The following is a 24685-nucleotide window of genomic DNA, read 5'->3' as shown; positions in this document are numbered from 1 at the left end:
GAACTCCGCTCCATCGCTGCGCCAGATCCAGGAACCCGCCGGTCCGGCTTCAGCCTGAACCCGGCGCCTCATCGGCTCGGCGTCTACTCGGCTGCGCCGCTCTCGGAAGCCAGGGTCGGGCCGGCTTCAGGCCGCCTGCGCCGGAATGTCTTGCGCAGAGCAACGTAGAAGACCGGCGTCAGGAACAGGCCGAACAAGGTCACGCCCAGCATGCCGGAGAACACGGCCGTGCCGAGCGATTGGCGCATTTCCGCACCAGGCCCGCTGGCGATCACCAGCGGCACCACGCCCAGGATGAAGGCGAATGCCGTCATCAGGATCGGCCGCAGCCGCAGCCGGCAGGCCTCGACAGCCGCCTCGACGGCGTCAAGGCCGCGCTCCTCACCTTGGCGCGCGAACTCGACGATCAGGATCGCGTTCTTCGCCGCCAGGCCGATGAGCACGATCAGCCCGATCTGCACGAGGATGTTGTTGTCGAGACCGCGGAAGGCGACGCCCAGGAGGGCGCCCAGCACGCTGAGCGGGACGATAAGCACGATGGCGAAGGGCGTTATCCAGCTTTCGTACAGCGCCGCGAGTGCCAGAAAGACGAACAGGACCGACAGGCCGAAGATGAAGACCGCCGTGTTGCCGGTCTGCCGCTCCTGGAAGGCGAGTTCAGTCCATTCGAAGGAAGTGCCCTGCGGCAGCGATTCGGCTGCGATCCCCTCCATCAGGTCGAGCGCCGTGCCCGTGGCGACACCCGGCGCTGCATTGCCCTGAAGCGGCACGGAGACATACATGTTGTAGCGTTGCACGAGCGAGGGACCGGTGACGTCGCGGATGTCGACCAGCGTGCCGAGCGGCACCAGGTCACCGGCCGCCGAGCGCACCTTCAGCTTCAATATGTCGTCGCGCTCGATGCGGAAAGCCTGGTCGGCTTGCGCCCGCACCTGGTAGACGCGACCGAACGCGTTGAAATCGTTGACATAGGCGGTGCCTAGATTGATCGACAGCGTCTCGAAGATGTTGGGGATCGGCACGTTCAGCATGCGCGCCTTGTCGCGGTCGATCGCCAGGAAGAATTGCGGGCTGGAGGCCGAGAAGGTGGTGAAGACGCCCATCAACCCGGGCGTCTGGTTGGCCTTGCCGGCGATTTCGTTGGCCAGCGCCAGAACCGGCCGCATGTCGGCGCTGTTGCGCTCCTGGAGCATCATCTTGAAGCCGCCGGAGTTGCCGATGCCCCGCACCGGCGGCGGCGGCAGCGCGATGATGAAGGCCTCCTGGATGCTTTGCAGGCCGCCAAACAGCGTGCCGATGATCTTGTCGGAAGTATCGCCGCTCTCGAGCCGTTCCTCGAAGCTCTTGAATGGCGCGAAGATCACGCCGGAATTGCTGGCGTTGGTGAAAGTCGCGCCGTTGAATCCTGCAAAGGCGACGGCGTTGGCGACACCCGGCGTCTCGCGGATGATATCCGACGCCTTCTGGATGACTGCGTCGGTTCGGGCGAGCGAAGAGCCCTCCGGTAATTGCACGACGACGATCGCATAACCCTGGTCCATGTTCGGGATGAAGCCGCGCGGCACCGTCTGCAGCATGTGATAGGTCGCGTAGAGCAGGCCTGCGAAGACGAGCAGCATGGCGGCAAGCGCCACAGTCGTGCCGACAAGTCTGTGCACCAGCCACGCATAGCCGTGCGCCATCTTGTCGAACCCGTTGTTGAACCCGTTCGCCAGAGCGCGGCCGAACCTTGCCAGGAAGAAGTTCGAATGTTGCTCGATGTGCGGCTTGAAAAGCACGCCAGCGAGAGCCGGCGAAAGCGTCAGCGAGTTGAATGCGGAGATCGCGGTGGAGACCGCGATGGTGATGGCGAACTGCAAGTAGAACTGGCCGGAAATCCCGGGAATGAAAGCCGCCGGAACGAAGACGGAGATCAGCACCAGCGAGATCGCGAGGACCGCGTTTCCCACTTCATCCATGGTCTTGTGCGCGGCGGCGCGCGGGGCGAGGCCAAGCCGGATGTTGCGCTCGATATTTTCCACAACCACGATGGCGTCGTCGACTACGATGCCGACCGCCAGCACCAGCCCGAACAGAGTGAGCATGTTGAGCGAGAAGCCGGAGGCGAGCAGCACGGCAAGCGTGCCGATCAGCGAGACCGGTATCGCCACGATCGGCACGATCGCCATGCGCCACGACTGCAGGAACACGACGATGACGATTACCACCAGCAGGATCGCCTCGGCGATGGTGACATAGACCTCGTTGATGGATTCAGCGATGAACTCGGTCGGATTGTAGATGATCTCGTAGGCCAGCCCCTTCGGGAAATCCCCCGAAAGCTCCGCGATGGTCTGCTGGATTTCTTCCGCCGAGGCCAAGGCATTGGTGCCCGGCCGCTGGAAGATGCCGAGCGCCACCGCCGCCTTGTTGTTGAGATAGGAATTGGTGACGTAGTCCCTGGCGCCGAGCTCTATGCGCGCCACGTCCTGCAGGGAGATCAAGCGGCCGTCCTCGGTCGACTTGACTATGACGTAGCGGAAGTCGCGCGCGTCTTCGAAGCGCCCTTGCGTGGTGACCGTATACTGGAAGGCCGAGCCGTCGCCAATCGGCGGCGCGCCGATCGAGCCGCCCGACACCTGGACGTTCTGGTCGCGCAGCGCCTGGACGACGTCGCCTGCGGTCATGCCGTAGGCGGACAGCTTTGCCGGGTCGAGCCAGACGCGCAGCGAATATTCGCGCTCGCCGAAGATCTGCACGTCGCCGACGCCGTCCAGTCTCAGCAGGACGTCGCGCACACGCGAACGCGCATAATTCGAGACGTAGAGCTGATCATATGTGTCGTCGGGCGACAGCATATGGATGACCATCATCAGGTCGGGCGAACTTTTCGCCGTGGTGATGCCGAGCCGGCGCACCTCTTCCGGCAGGCGCGCTTCGGCGATCGAGACGCGGTTCTGGACTAGCACCTGCGCCGCGTCGAGATCGGTGCCGGGGCGAAAGGTGATGGTGAGCGACATCGAGCCTTCGCCGGAGGAATAGGACGACATGTAGAGCATGTGCTCGACGCCGTTGATTTCCTGTTCGATCGGCGTCGCCACGGTGGCGGCGACTGTCTCGGCGTCGGCGCCCGGATAGGAGGCGCGCACCACGATGGTCGGTGGCGCGATTTCGGGATATTGCGCGACCGGAAGCTGCGTATAGGCGATGCCGCCGACGAGCACGAGCACGATCGACAGCACCGCCGCGAAGATCGGGCGGTTGACGAAGAAATGGGCGAAGTTCATTGCGTCTGCCCTTCAGCTTCAGCCTTGGGCGGCAACGTGGTCATCTCGGGCTTGACGGTGACGCCCGGCCGCACTCGCACCAGCCCGTTGACTACCACGGTCTCTTCGCCGGTGAGGCCCTCGCGGATAACGCGATAGCCGTCGATGCGCGGGCCGGTGCGGACCGGCTTGGCCGAGATCAGCCCTGCCTCGTCGACAATGAAGACGATGCGGCGGTTCTGATCGGCGCCGATCGCCTCGTCAGGCAGAAGCACGCCCGGATGCGGCAGCGAGCCGGGCACGTTGATGCGGCCGAACATGCCCGGCTGCAGCACGCCGTCCTTGTTGTCGAAGCGCGCCCTGGCCCGCATCGTGCCGGTAGCTTCGTCCAGGCGGTTCTCGGCGAAGTCGAGCTTGCCCTTGAATGTCGCTTCATCACGGTCGGCGACACGGACGACAACATCGACGCCGCCGGCGCCCTCCTGCATGACGCCACCGCGCGCGCGGGCGTCGCGCGCATAAGCGAAGTAGGACCGCTCATCGATGTCGAAATAGAAGTCGATCGGGTCGATCGAGACGATGGTGGTCAGCACGGTCTGGTCGGCCTGCACCAGATTGCCCGGCGAGACGAGCCGGCGGTCGACCCGGCCGGAAAACGGCGCCTTGATCTCGGTGAATTCGAGATCGAGACTTGCGTTTTCAAGTGCCGCCTCCGCGCCGTCCAGTTGCGCTTGGGCGGCGAGATATTCGCGGCGGCGGTCGTCCAGTGTCGAAACCGGTATGTTGCCTTCGCGCGACAGGGTCTCGGCGCGCTCGAACTGCATCTTGCTGAATTCGACCAGGGTCTTGGCCGAGTCGACCTGCGCCTGCGCCTGGTTCAGCGCCGCCTTGAACGGCCGCTGGTCGATGGTAAACAGGAGGTCGCCCTGCTTGACCAGCGTACCGTCCTGGAAATGGACCTGGTCGAGATAGCCGCCGACGCGGGAGCGCAGCGAAACCTGGTCGACGGCTTCGAAACGGCCGACGAACTCATCGTCCTCGACGATATCGCGCACCACCGGCTTGGCTACCGTGACGACGGGCGCGGGAGGCGCTTCCTGGGCCTGTGCGACCGGGGCCGCGATCAAGCCGATCGCCGCGAAGGCCGCGGCGGCAAGCCATTTTGCAGCGACGTTTCTGCTTGAGGAGGCGGCCAGAGACTCGTATCGGAGGTGTGCAGTGTGAACCATGGTTACCCCTCGTAAGCGGCCCTACATGCGGGTCCGTAAAAGGTAGCGGGTGTGCTGCACAAATCAATCATTTTGAACTGATCACCACAACCGACAGCTTGCTATAGATCAAACATCGAATATCACCATCCTCGACAGGGAAGCGGCTAACCGGGAGCGCGAACGCATATCTAGCGTTTATCCTCTGCGTAGGCATCGCCATGCGCTCGAGCCAAGGCGGATCCGACAAGCCATTGCGCATCCCGACGTGCGGCGAACCCGGCGTTGAAATCCAGAGCGCGCTGGCGTGTGTGCGGGGCCAGGTGACCGAAACGACGCAAGGTCGTCAGAGACCCTGGCACAACGCATCACTGGGACGCGAGGTCTTCCTGGGACAGGCCGTAGTAAGTCGCCTTCCTCAAGGCTGATGGGGTCTTCTCCATCGACGGCAAGGCGACATCGGCCCTCGATTACCGCACAGAAGCCCGGCTGGCCGAACTCGGAATAGCGCTCACCCCAACGCCCTGCGCCGCGATCATCCAATTCCGTTTGCGACATCCGGCCAATCGGCACTTTGTGCCAATTGCGGACGCCGGCTGGTCCGTGCGGCTTTCACAATTGAAAATGAGAGGTTATTCCACCAGACCCGTTTTTGCGTAACCTTCCCGGATCTTGTCAGCATCAGCGGGATTGTTGAACGGAAGTCGCCCGATATGTTCGGAAAACGAATATTTGGGGTTAATTTCCTTCAGCTCTGCCCATACGCGCCGCGCCTCGTCGATCTCGCCCAAGTGACCGAACGCCGAAATCAGTAGTCCACGGGACAAATCCGTATCAGGTGACAATCGGATGCGCGCTCGGAAGGCTTCGGCGGCTTTCTCATATCGCCCTGCAATGAGATAGGCCGACCCCGTGAAGTGCCAATATTGGTTGTCCATCAGCGGATCAAGTCGCAGTGCACGTTCGAGGTCTGGGACAGCATCGAGCGGCGCGCCACCATAGATTTTTCCGACGCCGCGCATTGCCATAGCCAGCGCGAAATTGGGGTTGAGTGCCAGAGCAATATCTATCTCTCTGGTCGTACCACCAAGGTCGCGCTCCCAGAACCTTACGAGAGCGGCCATGTAATGCGCATAAGGGAGATTCGGATCCTTCTCGAGTGCCAGCCTGCTGTAGTACCCCGAGCGCTCCTGGCTGTCGGTGCGCCCACTCCAGTGGTTCTGGAAATCGTGATTGTAGGCGTGGGCGAGGCCCACATAGGGCTCGGCATAGTCCGGATCGATCTCGATCGCCTCGGTGAAACAGGCGATCGCCTGCTCGAACGTCTCCTTGGTTTTTCGAGTAGCGAATAGCGTCTCGCGCCCGCGTAGGAACAGATCATGAGCCTCGATGCTTCGCGTAGGGGCTTTCGTAATACGAGCCGATTCCGCCGGCGTCAGGGTTACTTTCAGTGCTTCAACGATCTGGCATGTTACCTCGTCCTGCACGGCGAATATATCGGTGAGTTCCCGGTCATAGCGATCAGCCCACAAATGCGCGCCCCTGGCAGTGTCAATGAGCTGTGCATTGACCCGCACTCTGTTTCCGGCGCGTCGGATCGATCCCTCAAGCACCGCAGCGACACCCAGTTCTCGTCCGACCGTCCGAATATCCACGCTCTTGCCCTTGTAGGTGAAGCTGGAGTTGCGGGCTATGACCAAGAGTCCCCCAACCTTCGAAAGGTCTGTGATGATGTCTTCGCTGATACCGTCGGAGAAATATTCCTGTTCGGGGTCGCCGGACATGTTGTCGAATGGCAACACAGCGATCGATGCCTGTTCGGGATGCGACGCAGCCGATTTATCGATCTGCGTCAGCGGCGTTTCGGTAGCGGTTGCGTCCCCGCAGCCGGGGTGCCATTTCCATACCCTGATCGGCCGGTCGATGTTCTTGACAGTCACCTCGCCGCCATTGCTGAAAGTGACATCGACCCGGCTTCCAATGCTCTCATTGACAATCGAGGAAAGGCAAATGCCGCCTGGTTCGGCCAGCGCCTCGAGCCTTGCCGCTACATTGACACCATCACCATAGATGTCGTCACTGTCGATAATGACGTCGCCGAGATTGATGCCGATCCTTAGGGAGATGCGCTCTTCGTTCGGCTGCGTTCGCGCATTGATAGCGCGCTGGATCACGAGTGCGCAATTGACGGCATCGACCACGCTTCCAAATTCGACCAGGGCACCGTCACCGACGAGCTTCACCACACGGCCATGATGGGCTGCGACCGCCGGGTCGAAAAGATGTTCGCGATGTCGTTTCAGCGCCGTGAGCGTGCCCGCCTCGTCGGTGCCCATCATTCGCGAATAGCCAACCACGTCGGCCACCATGATGGCTGCGAGCCGACGGTTCGACGGTTGTTCGACCATGAAACACATGTACTTGAATTCGGAAGCCCTAACTAGGGTCAGGACTGATTGACCCAGAAGATGAAGGCAGCGGCGAAGGCGATTGCTGACAGGAATGTGTGCGCGCATCGGTTGTATCGAGTGTGGATGCGTCGCCAGTCCTTGAGGCGGGCGAACATGTTCTCGATCCTGTGGCGCTGCCTGTAGAGCAGCGGATCATAGCTGTGATGGACACGGTGCTTGGCATGAGGCGGGATGCTGGGTGTGATGCCCTTGCCGATGAGCGCCTCGCGGAAGCCAGTGGAACTGTAGGCCCGATCGGCCAGCAGATGGCGGGCAGGCGGCAGTTCGTCGAGCACGGCGGCGGCGGTTCTGTGATCGTTGGCCTGGCCTTCGCTCAGGTGCAGCAGCAACGGACGTCCCTGGTCGTCGCAAACCACCTGCAGCTTGGTGGTCAGACCGCCTGTGGTCCGTCCGATACATCGGGGCCCTCATTGAGCGGGCTGGCTGCCGTGCGATGCGCCTTGAGATGGGTGGCATCGATCATCAGCTTGTCGGTGCCGCCGCCCCGGGCCGAGAGTTCGGCTAGAATGCGGTTGAACACACCCAGCCGGCTCCAGCGAATGAATCGGTTGTCGATCGTCTTGTGCGGACCAAGGCGGCCGGCACATCCGGCCAGCGCAGCCCGTTACGGATCACGAACAGGATCCCGCTCAGCACCCGTAGGTCATCGACCCGAGGTACCCCGTGTGTGGAAAAGAATGGCTCGATCCGCCGCATCTGCGTCGGCGACAGCAGTAACCAATCACCCATGGTGGTCACCTCAAGCCACCTTGAATCACTACCGCCCCTTCAACTCAACAATTTAATGGGCCCTGACCCTTAGTCCGGTGCTCTGCTTCCTAGCCGTCGCCTGGGTGGCCTGGTGACGAGCCCTGGCCGTTTCCAGCCGTTCGGGTAATCGGGCGAAGTTCCGTCATTCGCTCATATAGCGAAGCGCGTCGTGCTTGAGGATTTCGATGCTGCGCAGGTTGGGCAGGCGGATGACGCCCTTGTCCTTCAGCCGGGTGAAGACCCGCGATACGGTTTCGATGGTGAGGCCGAGATAGTCGCCGATATCCATGCGCGACATCGGCAGTTCGACCTGCCGCAATCCACCTTGCCGCTCCGTCATGTCGACCAGGAAGGCGGCGATGCGTTCGATGGCGTTCTGGCGGCCGAGCACCAGGAGGTGTTGCTGGGCCCGTGTCAATCCCTTTAGCGCCAGGGGCAGCAACTGATGCGACATGTCAGCCCCGGCGGCGAAGCGGAAGACGCGCACGCCGGTGGCATTGATCGCTTCGGCGAAGAAATGATGCGTGGCGCCGGCTTCGAAGCCGAAGGTCTCTCCAGCCAGATGGAAAGCGCTTATCTGCCGGCGGCCGTCGGCAAGCAGGCGGTAGACGCGGACGGCGCCGAACTCGACCTGGTAGAAGGCGCCGGCCTTTTCGCCCTGGGCATAGATTTCGGCGCCGGCGGGAAAGAAGCTGAGCGGTTGCAGCGGTGCGGTGTCGAACGCCGCCGGCCGGCTCGGCTGGGCGGCGTGCGAGGGCAGGGCAATCCTTGAGCTCGTGTAGGCGTGCATGGCTGTTCTCCCGGTTGGTCCGTGACACAGCAATCGCGTGAATCGGCGGATCGCGAAATTCGGTTATGTCCCTACGGGAAACTACTTAGACCTCGACCAGGCGGGGCTGTCGGAGGCTGCCAGCTGTTGTGGTCCTGGCTGGCACGCACCTTGACGTTCGTTGGCCGAGCCGCATCGATTTGCGCCATGACAGCGGCTGCCGTCGGGAATTCGATCACGGCAGTCTCCGAGAGATGACGGCCCGCTTTTTGGTCCGCAAAAAGCCCAACGTACGGTGGCTCATTGGAAGGAACAGGACGCATCTCAAAGGGTCTTGTTGCTCTTGATTTCTAGGATCATATTCCTACTTATGATCTGCCCCATGCTTTTCCCCTTGGCATGGGCGAGCGATGGATCTTCCTCCCTGATCCATCGTGGTGCTGAGCCCGCTGCCCCTCCGGCAGCGGGCTTCTTTTTGTCGATGCGGCCAATCAAGCCAGGCCGGACCCAGCCGCGACGGTCAAGAGGGACGCGACTGGATCGGCGACCAGATTTGAACGCTGCGTGGTCCCCCCGATTCCCAACCGAATTCGGCGATGAGAAAATAACCGTTGACAGTTTTCTTCGCCGCCGCAGGTCGTTAGTCATCGACTTCGGGATTGCCTGATGTCAAGGAGCCGAGCGTAATGGCGCTGGATGGTGTGCGTGCCCTGGTATTCGACGTCTTCGGCACCGTCGTCGACTGGCGCAGCGGCGTGGCGCGCGAGGCTGAACCGTTCCTGAAGCGGCATGGTGCCGGAACGGCCATTCCCACCGCGTTCGCCGATGCGTGGCGCCGCCGCTACTCCCCGGCGATGGAGGAGGTTCGAAGCAGCCGGCGGCCCTTTACCCGGCTCGATGTGCTGCACCGGGAGAATCTGGAAGCAGTCCTGCCGGAATTCGGGATCGACCCGGCTGCGGTGCCGGCTTCCGAACTGACCGAACTGAACCTGGCCTGGCACCGATTGGATCCCTGGCCGGACGTGGTGGTCGGCCTCACACGACTGAAGGCCCGATACATCATCGCGCCGCTCTCGAACGGCAACATCATCCTCATGCTCGACATGGCGAAGCGCAGCGGCATCCCCTGGGACACAATCCTCGGCGCGGAAGTCGTGCAAGCGTACAAACCGATGCCGCAAGCCTATCTTCGCACCGCTGACGTTCTGGCAATGAAGCCACAAGAGATTTGTCTTGTGGCTGCGCACAATGGAGACCTGGCCGCTGCGCGGGCATGCGGCCTGCGAACGGCCTTTGTTCCACGTCCAACCGAGCACGGCGCGGAGCAGACCACGGACTTGCACGCCGATCGGAACTGGGACCTGGTGGCCGGGAACTTCATAGAGTTGGCTGAACGGCTTCGGTTATAAAGCCTATAGCATGTGCGCACAGGAGGGATTCCAGACTTGGTGTCGAGAAAATTCCCGATCATGCTGTTACCGAGCGCGGTGTTAACGCCCGGTCAGGCGACCGCGTCGGCCCAGTGTTCCTCGCCTTCATGATCCCGCAAACCGAGCACAATGGTGGCGGCTACTTCGTGAGCGGGTAGCGCCTGGCGAAATCGTCGGCCGCTTATAGTTGCCCGTCCAGCCACTCCCGCAAATCGCGGTCTCCCTCACTTTCGGCAATGGGCGGCGAGGGCCACCTCCAGACATACCAGATGGCGGCAAGTACGCCGGCAGCCCATGCTCCGGCCAATACATTCGCGATGAGGTCGATCTGAACCTCCCAAGCCCGCGAGAATATTAGCACGGCATCAGCCAGGTGCACGACACACCATTTAGGGGATACAGATCGACCGAGGCGCCGGTCCAAACGGACCTTCTACCGTCCCGACCAGCCCTTCTTGACGAGGATGCAGCCAGCCAGGACTCCGACGCAGCCGGCGAGCGCTTTGATCACGGCGTCTTCAACGCTAGGGTGCCGGCTTGGGCTAAACATCTGCAATGCCTCGATCCCGAGACCCGCCACGGCCACCAGGCTAAGCGCCAGCATCCAGTTGCGGTCGCAGGCGAGACCAAGCAACAGGCCAAGAACAAGGAACGCGGCAACGCGTTCCGGCTCTGGGCCAAGGCCTGAGTGGGGGCGCATTCCAATCGGAACAATCGTCACGGCCACGATGGCCAAGACCAGCAGCCATGCCGCCAGCCGGAAGACAGAGCGAAGCATTCTTCCATCCATGGAAATGATTGGGATGCAACGCTACTCCAGGTATTGAGGCCGGAACAATCCACCAGTTCCCCAACCCCGCCCAGAGAAGATCAGGCGCCACACTACGGTGTATCTGCGCTGCAGGACGCAGTCCAATGCCCGATGCTTCATCCAATTAGCCTATATCCGAACGTATCAGCAGGTGCACTGACCCTTTCACGCTAACATCGAGCTTGGCTTGGCGCAAAGTCCGGAACGTTACTATGGAACGCAATGCCCACTATCTCGTGATAGATTTCCTACGCATTTTTGCAGCGATTTTGGTGTTGCTGAACCACTTCGCGACATTCGCCTGGAACAGTGCGTCAGTCACCGAGGGGAGCGATGTCGCCTTCGGTTTTCTGTCGGCGTTCGCAGGTTTGGGTGCCGTAGGGGTCGAGATTTTTTTCGTAATTTCCGGCTTTGTCATCGCCATGAGCGCCTCAGGCGAAGGGGGAGTGTCGCAAGCGCTGCGTTTCGCGCGCATTCGCGCTACGCGTATATTGCCGGCCTTGTGGCTGTCGGCGCTTGTCAGCTTGGCCGCACGGGCCCTTTATGGAGAGGATTTGCCCCTTCTCCTGATGGATTTTGGTCGATCGGTAATATTGTCTCCGAAAGGCCCCTATATCGACGGGGTCGTATGGTCTCTCGTCGTCGAGGCGGTGTTTTATTTCCTGGTGGTCGTGGCCATTTTGTCCAGGTTTCGTTTGTCACTCTACGACCTGGCTAAGATGATAGGGTTTTCCAGCTCGGTATACCTTCTTGTTGTCTCTGGGCTGCATATGCTGCCGCCATCCACGCGGTTGGAGGAGGCGATTTCAGTGCTGTCGCGGTTCCCCTTCAAACTGCTTCTGCTGCAGCACGGCGTTTTCTTCGCTGCAGGTATGATCTTCTTTCTTGTCAGGGACCGTGGCCAAGAGCACGGCACGGTGGGGAAACACGGGTGGAAGACAGCGTTGTTATTGCTTTTCGGCGTTATGAGCACAGCGGAGATTTTCATTTCAGTTGAACGCGGCTACGCGTACAAAGCGTCAGCCGTGATAATTTGGCTGGTCTGCATGTATGCAATGGCCACCGGAATAAGGTACGGCGATCTTGTAAAGAGCAAACTTTTTGAACGTCAGGTGCTGATAAAATATATCGGAGGCTTAAGCTACCCAATCTATTTGAACCACTATTCGGTTGGCATGGTCATGGTTTGGTGGTTGTTTTCCCTTGGTCTTCCGATGCCTGTCGTCTTTGCACTCTCCTTGCTGTTCGTTTTCGGTTTGAGCGCGGCCATTATGTGGCTGGAGAAGAGGATTCAAAACGCCGTCAAAGGATGGTTTCCTAAACCTCCGGCGCCAAATCAACTCAAAATGGCGGTTTAGGCTCCGGAGACAATTCCGGAGACAATAAGGCGGTCGAGACGCCGCTCGGCCATGCGCCGGATCCATTTGCGGATAAGTCGATGTGGCCCGGGGCTTTGGTCGGCCGCATCGGCACCCCAGACGTACCCCTTTTTCCGGGCGGGTGGCGGCGGACCTCTCTGCGCATTGCACCTAATCGGGGCATCATAGCTACTGCGAATGAGGTATGCCCACCGTGTGGTGTCTCAAACGGGGACAGCATGGAACCAAGAGTGTCGTCGCCTGACCATTCCGGCCCTGGAACTTGGGCGAGGGTTGCTCATCCAGCGGTGGGCAGTCCGAGCCTTACGAGCGAACGCTCCGTTCCATTGAGACCTCGTCATGGCAGGAAAAAATCTCATGCCGGGCCTGGTGCTGACTTGCTCGCGCTGTGAGGCAGCTGACCTGCCACGATTGCGTTGCAGGCGTGGCGCTTGAGTGAAGCGGTGCTAATCGGGCTGGCGGCATCCGAGACGTTATTGGCAAGTGAAATCAGTGCGTTGCCTCAAGAGGTGCGGAACGCCACGGATCAGTCGGACAGCCGCAGCTGTGCCGTTTCCGCTGAAAGTCGGCGTTTACCTGGATCGAGCTGAAGCGACCTCGACCCCTCCCTGCGAACACATACAACTGCTCGAAATCGGCGCGATTGTTTCGTGCGATTTCGCTGAAGCCGTTGGCGCGGTCCGTCGACCTGATAAGGAATTCGGGTCTTAGTTCGGCCTTGATCAGGCATGATCCTTGCTTCTTGGGGAGTGCATCAGGGCAACATCATCCAATTGGTGTAGCCTGGGTAGGATACTCAACACGTCAAAGCTGAAGTACATTTTTAGCTAGGAGGGTACCTTGGGGAGGATTGGCGGGGTTCAAATGACGTACGCTTCACGCCCTTTTTGGAATGGAAATGAAAATGATCCGTCTTCGGGCGGACTGAAAAGTGACGATAAGGCGTATATCAAGGCGCTAGGATTCGTCTCGAAGCGATATGCGGCAGAAACCGCAATCGTCAATCAGGGAGAGGACTGTGATCGCGTCTTCATAGTCGAGTCAGGCTGGGGATGCATTTCCCATGATCTTGCCGGTGGACAGAGGCAGATTTTGGACTTTGCCCTCAAGGGCGACATTGTCCTGCCACAGTCGTATATGGGCACGGCTCTTGAGACATTTGTGGCCCAGACCGAGCTCGCGGTATTGGAGGCCTCGACCAAGGCGCTTGCTCTTGGCGCGGCAAAGTCGTCCCGTACAGCTACCCTTTTTCTCGAACCTCTCGTGCATCAAAGAGCGCTTGTCGCTCAACATCTCACCAATATAGGTCGACGCAGCGCCTTGGCGCGGACAGCGCACTTGCTGCTCGAACTGAGAGCGCGCTTGGAGCGTGTAGGCGCTGTCACCCGTACTGGCTATGCATGCCCGCTCACCCAGTACGACCTCGCCGACGCGCTCGGCCTGACTCCGATTCATGTGAATCGAATGTTGCGGGAATTGCGCGAACGCGGGCTTCTCGAGTTCCGCCAAGGTCATGTCCGCGTGCTCGATCAAGCGGGGGCCACGAAATTTGCCGAGTTCGACGACAGATATGTCCATAATAGATACGTCTATAATTGACGCTCTGTTGGCATGCCACGCCAAGGCGGCGGGATGCGCCTCAAGGCCATCCCGATAGGCGAAGCCCACTATCCCATTGGACGGCGAGCGCTCGCATCTGGCGACAATGCGAAGTCGAGCTTCCGTTCGGCGCAGCCTTCACTAGCCTCTTCCTCTGCCAATTGAAGTAGCCGAAATTTTTTTTAGAGTTTGTTAACCTAAATTAGTGAAGGCCCGCCTTTTGGCCGATAACCTGTTCTACGCAATAGTGCTGAGACCATGGCGGGGGCCTGGCAATCTCACAGTTTGAAGGAAGTTGGTGCGAGCAGAACATTTTTGCTCGCAGGATAGTATTGTCTAAAATCCCGCTCGTACTGGTCTCGAAACGTGAGTAATGTTTGGGGAGTAAGTTCATGGTACCGACAATTCAATTAGACGCCAAATCACCCGGTGCATTGGAATTCTTATCGGGTAATCTTGCGAATGGAATTCATCTTCATAGAAACGGCTTGGCTGAATCCTGCCTGGCTCTGTTGGATGAGCGGGTGCTTGACAGACAATGTCTTGCACAATGCTTGACTGCCTATGGCGTCGGGAAGGAAATCCTGTCGTTCGGGTCGATCGAAGAATGGCGGCATCAGGAAAACGCACTGTCGGCATCAGCCATTCTGCTGAACGTGGGCAGCCGAAAGGTGACCGACGCGAAGACCGGCAGCGAAATCGCCGATCTCGTGAATGAGGCTCACCCGATTCCAGTGGTGATTTTAGCCGATACCGACGACTTGGAGCAGATTCTGAAGGCGTTGAACTATGGCGCAAAGGCCTACATCCCTTCCTCGATCCGTTTCGAGATCTGCGTTGAAGCCGTAAATCTTGTCCTTGCCGGCGGAACATTTGTGCCTGCAAGCAGTGTCTTTGCCCTGCACAAGGCAATTGACACCGGCGTCGATTCGACAAGAGCCATGGCCAGCGTGTTCACGGAACGGCAGGAAGAGGTCGTCCAGGCCCTGAGGCGTGGGAAGGCGAACAAGATAATCGCCCACGAGCTCAATCTGCGTGAGAGCACGGTCAAGGTCCACATCCGCAACATCATGAAGAAGTTGAAGGCGACGAACAGGACCGAGGTCGTCTACAAGCTCAATGAGATGTTCCCCGGCACGCTCATGTCGGGCCGATCAAGTTAACCTGACAGCGGTTACTTGCGATCGATCATGGACATAACGGTGGCCACGGCTGCACGTTCGCAATGGGGCTCGTCTATTGAGACCCTGCTCGGCCTGCAGTTCGCCGCCCCTTTCGTTGCAGATATGGATTGAAGCCATGCTAGACCGTCCGTTGGCGACCATTGCCCACAAGCCATGGCTTGGGGCGGCCGATGCTCCGCAGGATTTTATCAGCCTTGCTGACATTGTTTCTTTTGTCCGGCAGTATCTCCTTTCGATACTTGCCTTTATGGTCGCCGGAATCGCTTGCGCCACATTTTACTTTGCTACCTCGGATTCGATCTATGTGGCGCGAACGCAGATACTGATCGAGCCAAAGATCCCCAGAAACCTTCAGCAGCAGCCCTCCGAGGTGAATCTGTCGCTCGACACCGCCCAGATCGAGAGCCAACTCGCAGTTCTGCGCTCCCAGAAGATCGCGATAATGGTGATCGATGACCTTGGACTGATGGACAATCCAACGTTCAGGGATATGCACGGTCCGACGATCGGCGAGAGGTTTCACAGGGCCTGGATCGGTGTCTTTCAGGCTGACGGGGACAACACCAGCAACGCCGCGCCAGCGGGTTTCTTCCAAACAGTGCTGCCTTGGTCGGGCCGGGAACAACCGAATACTCCTCAGTCGGAAGCCGAGCGCGAGCGTGCTGCGGTGGAGGTGTTCAGCGATGGCCTGGATGTTCAGCGTGTCGGTGTCTCGTACGCAATAGACATTACATTCCAGTCTTTGGACCCGGCATTGGCGGCACGCATCGCAAACGCCACAGCAGAGGCCTTCGTACGCGAGCAAGTGCAAACGACAAAAGTAGCGGCCAGCGAAGGCATCGTATGGTTGGAAAGGCGTATGCGGGAGGTCGGCGACCAGATGAACAAGGCGACCAGGATCGCCCAGGAGTTTCGCGCGAAACACGACTACAGCATAGGCCAGGGCGAGACACCCGTCGACGGCCAGGACCTCCCCGTCAACGAAGAACAACCAAAAAACCAGACGACACTGGAGCAGTTGGAAGTTACCGCCGAGACGTATCGAAAGATGTATGAAAGCCTGCTCGGAGCCTATACGAACTCGGTCGACCAACAGCCCTATCTCATCGCCAATGCGCGTGTTATTACATCCGCAACGAGCCCGAAGACGGCAAGTCGGCCGCGCAACAAGCTGATCCTCGCCTTTGGTGCGCTTGCCGGACTGGTGGCTGGCATCGGGTTTGCAGTGGCGCGGCGCGGCCTCGATCGGAACGTCAGGACGCCGCATCAGATCCGCCGCGAACTGGGCTTGGCCTGTATTGGCGAATTGCCGCCGGTCAGCTTCAGGCGCGGTGGTTTCGGCCGGCTTGACGAGGTGCTGAAGAATCCGGATTCCTCATTCAGCGGGAGCCTTCAGAGCGTCAAGGCAGTCATGAGCCTGGCCGGAACCTCCCATCCGAGGCGCCGCATCGGAGTCACTTCCGTTTCCCCCGGTGATGGAAAGAGCACCGTTGTAAGCAATCTGGCGGCCCTCTGCGCGATGTCGGGTACGCCAACCCTCGTCATCAACGCCGACCACAGGTCGGCACTGGCCAAGGAACTTGTCAGTTCCTCAGATGTCAACGTGATCGATCGGGATTGCGGAAGTCCGAAGGATCTCGTCAAGCAGATCCAGTTTATTGAAAAGACATCGTTTTATTACTTGAAGAATGATGAGTCTAATTCCGCAAACCTCCTTGTTCCCGACAATATGGACAGATTGCTGAGCGATGTCGACGACTACAGTGTCGTCATTGTCGAGCTTCCGCCGTTTAGTTCAGGCGCCGAAGGGCTCGCTGTCTGCCCGCTTCTTGATGGTGTGATTGTCGTGGCGCAGTGGGGCGTGACGTCTCTTGATCAACTTGAAGATCTGACGCAGACCCTCAAGAATATAAATTCGCCGGTCGTTGGGGTGTTGATGACCCGTGTTCGTTCTGGTTCGGCTCATCGTTACCGCAAGCACGCAACCCAAGCACCGCGCTGACATCGACCCTGGACTTCCCGGCGGCAGGTCAATCGAGCGCAGGCTCGGCGGCAAGTCTCGGGCACTGGCGTCAATTCGCCACCTGCCTGCCAAGTGTTACTGCGCCGCCAACAAGGCAGGGCGGCGCAAACAACGGCGCGTCGAACGTCTGGTTCCGACATTGTGCCTGCCATTGGTCGGAGCAGCCATTCGTCCGTACCTGATCTAGCATCTTAGGGGTAACCCGCCGCTACCAATCATCCCCCAACTACCACCTTTTCTCTGCTTGCCCGCAGTCAGTTGTCATTGACAAAATGCAAGGGAAAACAGCAGAAATCGAGCGTGATCAGAAATGTCCAACGTGACCGAAAGCCACGCGCTGCCGTACAAAGACTTGGCCGTTCTGATCGGGGCCAGGCCTGCGGCGACATTGTTTCTTCGACAAGAAAGCGGCGCGGCCGCGACATCGAATACGCCAGGCCTCGCACTGCCCCAACTCGACGCAAGCCCTGACAGCGCTACCACGGCGCTTGGGCCGGACATGCTGACGGCAAGCGTTCAAGACGATGTAGGGGGCGACCACAGACAGCCTCTGGGCGGTTGGGCCAAGAGGCTGCTGGATCTGTTGGTAGCCTCGACCGCGCTCATCGTGGCCAGTCCGATCCTGGTTCTTATCCCGCTGCTGATCAAGGCCACCACAGGCGGTCCGGTACTGTTTGTTCACCGCCGTATCGGATTCAACGGAAAGCTCTTTGACTGCTACAAGTTCCGCACCATGGTGCCTAATGCCGAGGAGGTGCTGCAACGGCATCTGAGCAGCGATTCACAAGCCGCCCAGGAGTGGGCAGCCAACCAGAAGCTTAAGTGCGATCCGCGTATCCTGTTTTTCGGAAAGATGCTCCGCAAATCGAGCCTGGATGAGCTGCCGCAGCTGTTCAACGTCTTACGCGGCGACATGAGTTGCGTCGGTCCACGACCTGTCGTTGCCGACGAATTGCAACGCTATGGCGCCGCAGCGCACGAATATTTGAAGACGCGGCCAGGGCTGACCGGCCTCTGGCAGATAAGCGGGAGAAACATGACCGAATATTCGCACCGCGTGCTGCTGGATACGCAATACGTTCAAACATGGTCTCTATTGCGCGACTTCTCGATCCTGATGCGGACGATACCGGCCATGATGAAATTTGATCAGACCTCCTGAATTGGAAACGTCCAGGGGAGCAGAAACGGTCTGGGCGATTATAGCCGCCGGCCTCGGGCGGTGCCACAGTACGGCAAGTGCCAGGCCGGCCAAGTAGGCAATTTGGGTGACGGCAACGAGATAGAGTGTCGAGCGGATGGTGGTTTCAACAGACAGGTGGAGAAAATTGCCCGCAGCGATGCTGCCGGCGATCACCGCCAATGTCGCCGCTATCAGCGCCGGCGCGCGCAGCGTAAGCCCTGCCACCAGTGCAAGACCCGCAACGCCGACAATGGCAAGCAACACGGCGACCTCCCAGGGGTCAATTTTCTTGGCGCAAGACCAACGCCCTCGCAAGCAAATCAGAGTCGCACCTTCCTGTGAAGCCATTCGCTTAATTATGCACAGCCACGATCAGCGATCGGCGGAGGAGTGAAATGCAGATTTCCGTGGCTGGGGTGCTGATCTGCGCGGGAATTCTGGCCCTCGTCGTTTGTATGCGCTGGTCGATCATCGCTGCGCTGATTGCTTCCTTGGCCTTTGGCGCGACGGCAATCGGGACGATAACCTCGCTTGGCGGCTCATCGCCGCTTATCTTCACTGTCTTTGATATGCTGCTGATAGTGGCAGCAGTGGCTCGACGGGGAATCTGGAGGGAGATAGGATCCGTCTTTGCTCGTATAGGTGCAACATGGATCGTGTGTGCGCTCATGATCTATGTATGCATCGGAGCGCTGTTGTTTCCCAGGCTCTTTGCCGGGCAGACAAGCGCCTTCGTCTCTTCTCGCACCGGCAAAGGCGTCTACGAAGCCGCCTTGGCGCCGGTGTCGGCCAATATCTCTCAGGCGGGGTACTTTATTCTGGCAGGGCTGACGTTCCTGGCGGTCTGTCTGCTGCTTCAGCGCAGCGGCACCTTGGCCGATATCAGGCGGGGCTTCTTCCTATGGTTCACCTTGCACGTGGCTATGGGCATCCTGGATTTGTTGGGCAAGGTGAGCGGCGCCGGCGACATTCTCGCCCCCATTCGTAGCGCCAACTACGCGATGCTGACGCAAGTGAGGGAAGCTGGGTTCTGGCGGATCGCGGGGGCGTTTTCGGAGGCATCTGCGTTCGGCGGGGCCTCGCTGGCAGGGCTGGCGTTCACCTACACCTATTGGCGCAAGACCGGATCCAAATTCGCATTCGGGTTGGGAGCGGCCCTGTTTGTTCTCCTGCTGCTGTCGACATCGTCGACCGCCTATGTCGGTCTTGCAATCGTAAGCGTGCCCGTTGTCTTTTCCATCGTGAAGTCGCTCGCTTCGGGCCGGCTGAGGTCGGGGGAGGCGATGCTTGCCGGGCTGCTACCACCCTTGCTCCTCTGCGCCATGGCCGCTGGTCTGTTCTATCCGCATTTCTTTGATCCGGTTTTGCAGCTTGTCGACTCCACGGTCGTCAACAAAGTGACATCAGTGTCCGGCCAGGAGCGCAGCTACTGGAACTACAAAAGCCTGCAGTCCTTCTTCGATACAGGTGGACTGGGGGTCGGGTTGGGAAGCTCGCGGGCCTCGAGTTGGCCGATAGCGCTGCTTTCTCAGTTGGGGCTGTTCGGCACCGCGATGATGATGATTCTGTTGGCAATGCTGGTGCGGGGCCTGCGGGGCGCCCGTCGGATCAATCCCGAGGTCGACGCGATAGCGTCGAGCGTGCGCGCTTGTGCCTTGGCCGGGCTCGTGGCCGCGTCGCTGGCAAGTGGTAGCGCCGACCCCGGTATCGTGTTCTTGATTCCTCTCGCTGTCGTTCTGGTCAGCCGGCTCTTGCCTGTTGAAGACGACCGTGTTGCAGAGGCCGCTGTCAGGACGCTCCAGCATTCGCGCGATTCCAGCGCATACGGGATCCAATCGCAGGTCGGCGCCGTTCCCGGCCGCGCCTAAAGCGATATAGGCTCACAGAGTTCGGAAGTATCCATGACCTCCGAAACCCATGGTGCTATCGAATCCACCATACAAAAGCGCAACCTTTTCGGGCTTACCGCTAAGCAACGCGCCGTTTGATAGGCGAGGATACGCATACTCCAAGCTGACCTTGAGCGACGTATAGTCCGCCATCCAGATGCGCAAAGCAATTCAAGCGCTTGAAGTTTGCGATGAGCGCGGCCTTGGTCGTGGCCATGTCGCCCCTGTGAGCGTTGTCGTGGCCGTCTTCGGCACTGGCGTTCGGGAGACCTTCGAAGCTGTCAGAAAAGTGAAGGTTCCTGCTTGGGTCGTCGTGCTGAAATATGCGTTGGAAAGTGCCGCGCTTGCCAGGGGATACATGTCCAATCTCTGTTCGACGCTGGTCATCCAGCCCCTGCGAACAGGTGGTGCAAGCACGCGAGGACAAGGGTTATTCCAAGTTTTCGGAGAACCTTGTTGGCAAGGCGAACCGCCTGAGACCTGGACGGTTTCAGTTGAATCCATTCATGAACGTAGTTGTCAAGAAGATGTCCGGTAGTGCCGTCGATTGCACAGCGGGTCTCTTTCCCCAGGAAAAGAGCGCGATGGCTGGTGCGCGTACTGACCAAGGAAGTTCCCTGGCTTCCATCGACCAGTCGCGCGCTTCTACCTCATCCGGCTTGCAAAATCCGCCAGGTGGCTACGGAATGCCTACGGTACCGCCGACGGTTTCGGCTTTGAGTTCTATTCCCGGCGCCTTGCGCCGCTCGGTCGACTTCGATTCCAGCGCGCCCAATTCATCCGGAGCCGGTGGTATTTCAATCTTGATGGTGTCTCCGGGCTCGACGACGCTGGTTTCGTTAGCTTGTATCTGCGCCGTCGTGCCATCCGCTGACGGTCGGAAGATCGTGTAGATCGGCGCAGCCAGATCCGACTGGGCTCGGTGGGCAAGAAGTGCCGGGGCAGATATCTCGGAGTCGTACAACAGCCGCCTCGCGGTTTCCGTCTTGCTGTCGAGAGCATCGAGTTCGGCTTGCGTTTGACGCAGATCGATCGTTACCTCATTTCTCCGTCCGTCCTGGAGTTCGAGTATCGATATGTCGGTTCTGCTGATTTCCTGACGGCCCCGCAGCAGACTGGTTTCCGCCGACAGCCTCTCGCTCTGCGCCTGGGCGAGGGTTCGCTCCAAGGCAAATTCCCGCGGCGCCGCCGCCAGCCCTTTTGCCACAAGCGCCGAGACCGACGTCAACTCTTTCTGGATAGAGGCAATCTGCTTGTCGAGGAAAACGAGCTGCGCTTCCAGCGAGGTGAGTTCCTTCTGCAGGAACTCACGCAGACTCTGAAGCGCCTTGACCTGGGTGTCTAACCCCTCCTTGCGCGCCTGGAAGATCAATTGCTCCTGCTTCATGAGCATGGCGATGACGTCGTCCTGAGTGCGTGGCGTCAACTGGGGCGGAAACTGAATGTCGCTGGCATGCGAGAGTTCCGCCTCGAGCCTCGCCTTGCGCGCGAGGAGATTGGCCTCGCTCAGCCTAAGCAGGCTCACATCTCCTCGACCCTGGATCACTTCGCGCTCGAACCTGGCGTCCCCGTCCTCCCGCGTCCGCAGCCCGCCAGCAATGCTCAAGGCCTGCAAGACGGTCAGCCCCGGCCGATATGCGAATTCGCCCGATTGCGTCACCTTGCCGACGACATAGAACGGTCGGAACTGGATGATTTCCACCGCGGTGCGCGGTACGCGCACAAGCCCAACACTTTTCATCAGGCCGTTGCCGATGGAGTTCGCAATCTCGCTGGTGGTGAGGCCGGCAGCCTTAATTTCGCCAACCAGCGGCAGTGAAATGGAGCCGTCGGGACCGACCGTGTATTCGTCGTTGACAGCACTCCAGGCAAAAATCGTGTCGCGCGACGCACGCCATTCGTAGACCTTGATGCGCAGCTTATCCTGTGGGCCGAGCACATACTCCTTGGCGCTTGCGGCCGAAATGCCCGACATGCAGGCCAACGTCACCCCCGCCGACACCACGACCTGGAGCAGGCGCCGAGCCGCGCGCCGATACGACAGCCTGTCGAGGCCTCGAGCTCGGCGATTTGGGCGAGTGCCTCTGTCGATCGAAAAGAACGGGTCATCAACCATCTAAATCTCCAGAATATATTCAGGCTCCACCCGGCCTCTTGCGATGTGTGAAAGCGCCAGAAGATTGCCGCGCAGACGTCCTCTCCGGTCGATGTAGGATTCCGGCCAGAGACTGCGTGCGAGATTGGCGAGTAGATTTTTGCCCATCAACTTTAGTCCGACAGGCAATGGAACGGACCCTTTGCGGATGAGATAGACCGGGTTCGCCACCTGCGAATAGCCGAAACGGACGCCGCTTACGCGACCGCTCTTGACGCCGAGATGAACGCCGCGGATCGATTTCAAGGCGACGACCCGCCCCCTGGCCCGCAGCCGGCTGGTGAAGTCAACGTCTTCCTGCCACCCGTAGAGCACAAGCCGTTCATCGAAGCGCAAGCCGTCGATGAAAGCCGCCCGGATCGACATGTTGCACCCGTAGGCGCTGAGTTGATCCACCCCATGCGTTTCAGTCGCCGTGCCGGCCTCGCGAAGCGCCTCGATACCTTCTTGCCACGTGAGCCCTGCAGTCGTTGCACCGTCTTTCAGCACGTTTCCAGTCACCACGGCCCAGTCCGGCTGCTGCAGGAATGCCCGTGATATGCCATCGAGATAGTCGTCTGCAGGAATGAAGTCGTCGTCGAAGAAGGTGATTATGTCGAAACGGTCGCCCGCGGCATCGAGGGCGTTGTTGCGCTGTGCCGCCAGGCCCCTTTTTCCGAATACGCTCGATACCGGAAACCGGCAGGCCATGGTGTTGGGAACATGGCTTGCGTCGGGAGCCGAAATGATCACCGCGTCGGGCAACCTGGTCTGTCGCTCAAGCCGCGCGAGAAGCCGCGCCACATGTTCCGTGCGACCGAACGTTGCGACGATCACGACCAGTTTTATCGACAACCAACCCTCCGCACGGCCAATGAAGTGAGTGCGCTGCCATCCTAATCCGCCGGTCGCGCCGATGCAGCCTGCGCATAAGTTTAGCGTTGCTGCGTGCTTAGGCCCATCGGAGTAGAAGCCGTACCTCGTTGGAGTGCAATCGGCTTCGAGCGGGGGCGCAGCTTAACCCGATAGACAGCTTGTTTGGACGGGACGGACGACACACAGTCGTTGAGCATCCTGGAAAAAAACAAAATCCCCGAAGGATGCCAAGGGTTCCTGGAGGGCAATGCATGCGCCATGTGCGACAGTCGAAAGCAACCACCATGGTTGTCCATGATACCAAACATGTGCGAACCATCGGCAAGGCGCCATTTGCTGCTATCGACCGCAACGCGCGTATCGCTGTCGTGCATGACTGGTGCCCGAATTTTCGCGGAGGGGAGCAGGTGCTTGCCCGGATCTGCAGGCTCTTTCCAAAAGCCGAGGTCTTCACCCTTTTTGATTTTCTTCCGAAGGAGGTCAAGGACGAGCATTTTCCGGGCGTGGTTTTTCACGTTTCTGCGATGAATCGGCTCCCATTGGTGAAAAAATACTACAGGTCTCTATTTTTTCTTTGCCCGTTTATGATCGAGCAATTTGATGTCACTGGATATGACGCGGTAATTTCTTCTTCGGCTGCATTCTCTCGAGGCGTTCTCACGCGCCCAGACCAACCACACCTTTGCTACGTGCACAGTCCCGTGCGCTATGCCTGGGACGAACAATTCTCCTATTTGCAGCAAGCCCATTTGGGATTTGGTCCGAAGGGCCTTGCCTTTCGCTATTTGCTCCACAGGCTGCGGACCTGGGACACCCGCACCGCGCATGGTCCTGATTTGATGCTGGCAAATTCGAACTATGTCCGCTCCCGAATTGAACGGATTTACGGCCGCGATGCCCGGGTAGTCCATCCGCCCGTGGCCACCGGGGAACTTAAGCTCGTCGCCAACAAGGATGACTACTACGTAACGGCCGCCTTCCACGCCCCGTATAAACGTACGGATCTGATTATCGAGGCGTTCAGCAAAACGCCGTCGCGCCGCCTGATCGTCGTGGGCGACGAGGTACAGTCCAAGCATCTGCGATCGCTTGCCGGTCCCAACATCATCTTCACCGGCTATCTGCCGCGGCATGAATACGTCGAAAAAATCGCCAACGCCCGTGCGATGGTGTTCGCCGGATGCGAGGATTTCGGGATAGCGCTTGCCGAGGCCCAGGCTTGCGGCACTCCGTTGATCGCCTTTGGCCGTGGCGGTGCCCGCGACATTGTCCGGCCGCTTGGCGAGAGCAGCCATCCGACAGGTGTGCTCTTCGACCGTCAGTCCATCGAATCGATAGCCGAGGCAATTGACCTGTTCGAGGAAAATGCAGTGTCGATAGCGCCGCACGCCTGTCGTATGAACGCGTCCAGGTTCTCCGAGGAGAGGTTCGACCTTGCGATCCTCGACGCCCTTGGCCTCGCCCAATCTGCCCAGCTTGCTCGCGAAACCGGGCACAGGGAATTCTTTGGAACAGGAAGGCGCGAGATAACCGATTCCCTTGCCGAGCCAGCTCTCCCATGAATTCGATCGACCTTCATATGGCCAGCAACGCCAAAGCGCTTCAATCGACCTCGTGTCCATGCTGCTCGGCGCCCGTCAGCCGGTCGATCTACAGGGTCGAATCCATCCCGGTGCATAGCTGCGTCCTGCTCAGCTCGGCCCAGGAAGCGCATGCTTTTCCTCGCCGCGACCT

General features: G+C 59.6%; 17 protein-coding genes and 2 pseudogenes. 9 read left to right on the top strand and 10 right to left on the bottom strand.

What is annotated here, in order from left to right:
* Positions 1-83: 83 nt before the first annotated feature.
* The 6 genes and pseudogenes from AC0NID_RS28955 to AC0NID_RS28930 all read right to left on the bottom strand — a co-directional run bounded on the left by AC0NID_RS28955 (position 84) and on the right by AC0NID_RS28930 (position 8464).
* A complete protein-coding gene (locus AC0NID_RS28955; protein WP_473457927.1) occupies positions 84-3266 on the bottom strand; it encodes an efflux RND transporter permease subunit in 3183 nt (1060 codons plus the stop codon).
* Positions 3263-4474 carry an efflux RND transporter periplasmic adaptor subunit gene (locus tag AC0NID_RS28950; RefSeq protein WP_473457928.1) on the bottom strand — a complete coding sequence of 404 codons (1212 nt, stop codon included), beginning with the start codon at positions 4472-4474 and terminating at the stop codon, positions 3263-3265. The genes AC0NID_RS28955 and AC0NID_RS28950 overlap by 4 nt, the downstream gene beginning before the upstream one ends.
* 279 nt (positions 4475-4753) lie before the next feature.
* Positions 4754-4984 (bottom strand): annotated as a pseudogene (locus AC0NID_RS28945) (cupin domain-containing protein); the annotation flags it as partial.
* Between the two features lie 101 nt (positions 4985-5085).
* A complete protein-coding gene (locus AC0NID_RS28940) occupies positions 5086-6861 on the bottom strand; it encodes an adenylate/guanylate cyclase domain-containing protein (RefSeq protein ID WP_473457930.1) in 1776 nt (591 codons plus the stop codon).
* Positions 6862-6899: 38 nt separating this feature from the next.
* Positions 6900-7653: pseudogene (locus AC0NID_RS28935) on the bottom strand (IS5 family transposase).
* Positions 7654-7816: 163 nt separating this feature from the next.
* Entirely contained in the window at positions 7817-8464 is a 648-nt protein-coding gene (locus AC0NID_RS28930; RefSeq protein WP_474033356.1) for a helix-turn-helix domain-containing protein, read from the bottom strand.
* Positions 8465-9129: 665 nt separating this feature from the next.
* On the opposite strand from AC0NID_RS28930, the gene AC0NID_RS28925 reads away from it, so the two are divergent.
* The gene (locus tag AC0NID_RS28925; protein WP_473455869.1) at positions 9130-9852 is read left to right on the top strand and encodes a haloacid dehalogenase type II; all 723 of its coding nucleotides are present in this window, start codon (positions 9130-9132) and stop codon (positions 9850-9852) included.
* A gap of 454 nt (positions 9853-10306) precedes the next feature.
* On the opposite strand, the gene AC0NID_RS28920 is transcribed toward AC0NID_RS28925, so the two are convergent.
* The gene (locus AC0NID_RS28920) at positions 10307-10651 is read right to left on the bottom strand and encodes a VanZ family protein (protein ID WP_473455868.1); all 345 of its coding nucleotides are present in this window, start codon (positions 10649-10651) and stop codon (positions 10307-10309) included.
* Positions 10652-10896: 245 nt separating this feature from the next.
* Between AC0NID_RS28920 and AC0NID_RS28915 the strand changes: the two genes are divergently transcribed.
* The 5 genes from AC0NID_RS28915 (at position 10897) to AC0NID_RS28895 (ending at position 18031) form a co-directional block, all read left to right on the top strand.
* Positions 10897-12042 carry an acyltransferase family protein gene (locus AC0NID_RS28915; RefSeq protein ID WP_473455867.1) on the top strand — a complete coding sequence of 382 codons (1146 nt, stop codon included), beginning with the start codon at positions 10897-10899 and terminating at the stop codon, positions 12040-12042.
* Positions 12043-12927: 885 nt separating this feature from the next.
* A complete protein-coding gene (locus AC0NID_RS28910; RefSeq protein WP_473455866.1) occupies positions 12928-13662 on the top strand; it encodes a Crp/Fnr family transcriptional regulator in 735 nt (244 codons plus the stop codon).
* A 392-nt stretch (positions 13663-14054) separates the two neighbouring features.
* Positions 14055-14825 (top strand): response regulator transcription factor, encoded by a 771-nt coding sequence (locus tag AC0NID_RS28905; protein WP_473455865.1) that lies wholly within the window; start codon positions 14055-14057, stop codon positions 14823-14825.
* A gap of 136 nt (positions 14826-14961) precedes the next feature.
* Entirely contained in the window at positions 14962-16848 is a 1887-nt protein-coding gene (locus tag AC0NID_RS28900) for a GNVR domain-containing protein (RefSeq protein WP_473455864.1), read from the top strand.
* 331 nt (positions 16849-17179) lie between these two features.
* Positions 17180-18031 (top strand): sugar transferase, encoded by an 852-nt coding sequence (locus AC0NID_RS28895; RefSeq protein ID WP_473455863.1) that lies wholly within the window; start codon positions 17180-17182, stop codon positions 18029-18031.
* On the opposite strand, the gene AC0NID_RS28890 is transcribed toward AC0NID_RS28895, so the two are convergent.
* The gene (locus tag AC0NID_RS28890; protein WP_473455861.1) at positions 17963-18400 is read right to left on the bottom strand and encodes a hypothetical protein; all 438 of its coding nucleotides are present in this window, start codon (positions 18398-18400) and stop codon (positions 17963-17965) included. The genes AC0NID_RS28895 and AC0NID_RS28890 overlap by 69 nt on opposite strands.
* 47 nt (positions 18401-18447) lie before the next feature.
* Between AC0NID_RS28890 and AC0NID_RS28885 the strand changes: the two genes are divergently transcribed.
* Positions 18448-19920, top strand: a complete 1473-nt coding sequence (locus AC0NID_RS28885) for a hypothetical protein (RefSeq protein ID WP_473455860.1) — start codon at positions 18448-18450, stop codon at positions 19918-19920.
* A gap of 178 nt (positions 19921-20098) precedes the next feature.
* Entirely contained in the window at positions 20099-20479 is a 381-nt protein-coding gene (locus tag AC0NID_RS28880) for a hypothetical protein (protein ID WP_473455859.1), read from the top strand.
* Positions 20480-20620: 141 nt separating this feature from the next.
* Here the strand turns inward: AC0NID_RS28880 and AC0NID_RS28875 are convergent, their stop codons facing one another.
* Complete coding sequence (locus AC0NID_RS28875) at positions 20621-22057, bottom strand: polysaccharide biosynthesis/export family protein (RefSeq protein WP_473455858.1); 1437 nt, start codon at positions 22055-22057, stop codon at positions 20621-20623.
* On the bottom strand, positions 22058-22924 hold the full coding sequence (locus AC0NID_RS28870; RefSeq protein WP_473455881.1) for a glycosyltransferase family 2 protein: 867 nt from the start codon (positions 22922-22924) through the stop codon (positions 22058-22060).
* 278 nt (positions 22925-23202) lie between these two features.
* On the opposite strand from AC0NID_RS28870, the gene AC0NID_RS28865 reads away from it, so the two are divergent.
* The gene (locus AC0NID_RS28865; RefSeq protein WP_473455857.1) at positions 23203-24513 is read left to right on the top strand and encodes a glycosyltransferase; all 1311 of its coding nucleotides are present in this window, start codon (positions 23203-23205) and stop codon (positions 24511-24513) included.
* Positions 24514-24685: the final 172 nt, after the last annotated feature.

This window comes from Mesorhizobium sp. WSM4821 (assembly GCF_055901555.1).
The sequence above is the reverse complement of the archived record's forward strand: the minus strand, read 5'-3'. Positions and strand labels throughout refer to the sequence as shown.

Coding starts and splice junctions, on each gene's coding strand:
- AC0NID_RS28955 (WP_473457927.1), bottom strand. CDS start 3,266: ATGAACTTCGCCCATTTCTTCGTCAACCGCCCGATCTTCGCGGCGGTG.
- AC0NID_RS28950 (WP_473457928.1), bottom strand. CDS start 4,474: ATGGTTCACACTGCACACCTCCGATACGAGTCTCTGGCCGCCTCCTCA.
- AC0NID_RS28940 (WP_473457930.1), bottom strand. CDS start 6,861: ATGGTCGAACAACCGTCGAACCGTCGGCTCGCAGCCATCATGGTGGCC.
- AC0NID_RS28930 (WP_474033356.1), bottom strand. CDS start 8,464: ATGCACGCCTACACGAGCTCAAGGATTGCCCTGCCCTCGCACGCCGCC.
- AC0NID_RS28925 (WP_473455869.1), top strand. CDS start 9,130: ATGGCGCTGGATGGTGTGCGTGCCCTGGTATTCGACGTCTTCGGCACC.
- AC0NID_RS28920 (WP_473455868.1), bottom strand. CDS start 10,651: ATGCTTCGCTCTGTCTTCCGGCTGGCGGCATGGCTGCTGGTCTTGGCC.
- AC0NID_RS28915 (WP_473455867.1), top strand. CDS start 10,897: ATGGAACGCAATGCCCACTATCTCGTGATAGATTTCCTACGCATTTTT.
- AC0NID_RS28910 (WP_473455866.1), top strand. CDS start 12,928: ATGACGTACGCTTCACGCCCTTTTTGGAATGGAAATGAAAATGATCCG.
- AC0NID_RS28905 (WP_473455865.1), top strand. CDS start 14,055: ATGGTACCGACAATTCAATTAGACGCCAAATCACCCGGTGCATTGGAA.
- AC0NID_RS28900 (WP_473455864.1), top strand. CDS start 14,962: ATGCTAGACCGTCCGTTGGCGACCATTGCCCACAAGCCATGGCTTGGG.
- AC0NID_RS28895 (WP_473455863.1), top strand. CDS start 17,180: ATGTCCAACGTGACCGAAAGCCACGCGCTGCCGTACAAAGACTTGGCC.
- AC0NID_RS28890 (WP_473455861.1), bottom strand. CDS start 18,400: ATGGCTTCACAGGAAGGTGCGACTCTGATTTGCTTGCGAGGGCGTTGG.
- AC0NID_RS28885 (WP_473455860.1), top strand. CDS start 18,448: ATGCAGATTTCCGTGGCTGGGGTGCTGATCTGCGCGGGAATTCTGGCC.
- AC0NID_RS28880 (WP_473455859.1), top strand. CDS start 20,099: ATGCGCAAAGCAATTCAAGCGCTTGAAGTTTGCGATGAGCGCGGCCTT.
- AC0NID_RS28875 (WP_473455858.1), bottom strand. CDS start 22,057: ATGGTTGATGACCCGTTCTTTTCGATCGACAGAGGCACTCGCCCAAAT.
- AC0NID_RS28865 (WP_473455857.1), top strand. CDS start 23,203: ATGCGCCATGTGCGACAGTCGAAAGCAACCACCATGGTTGTCCATGAT.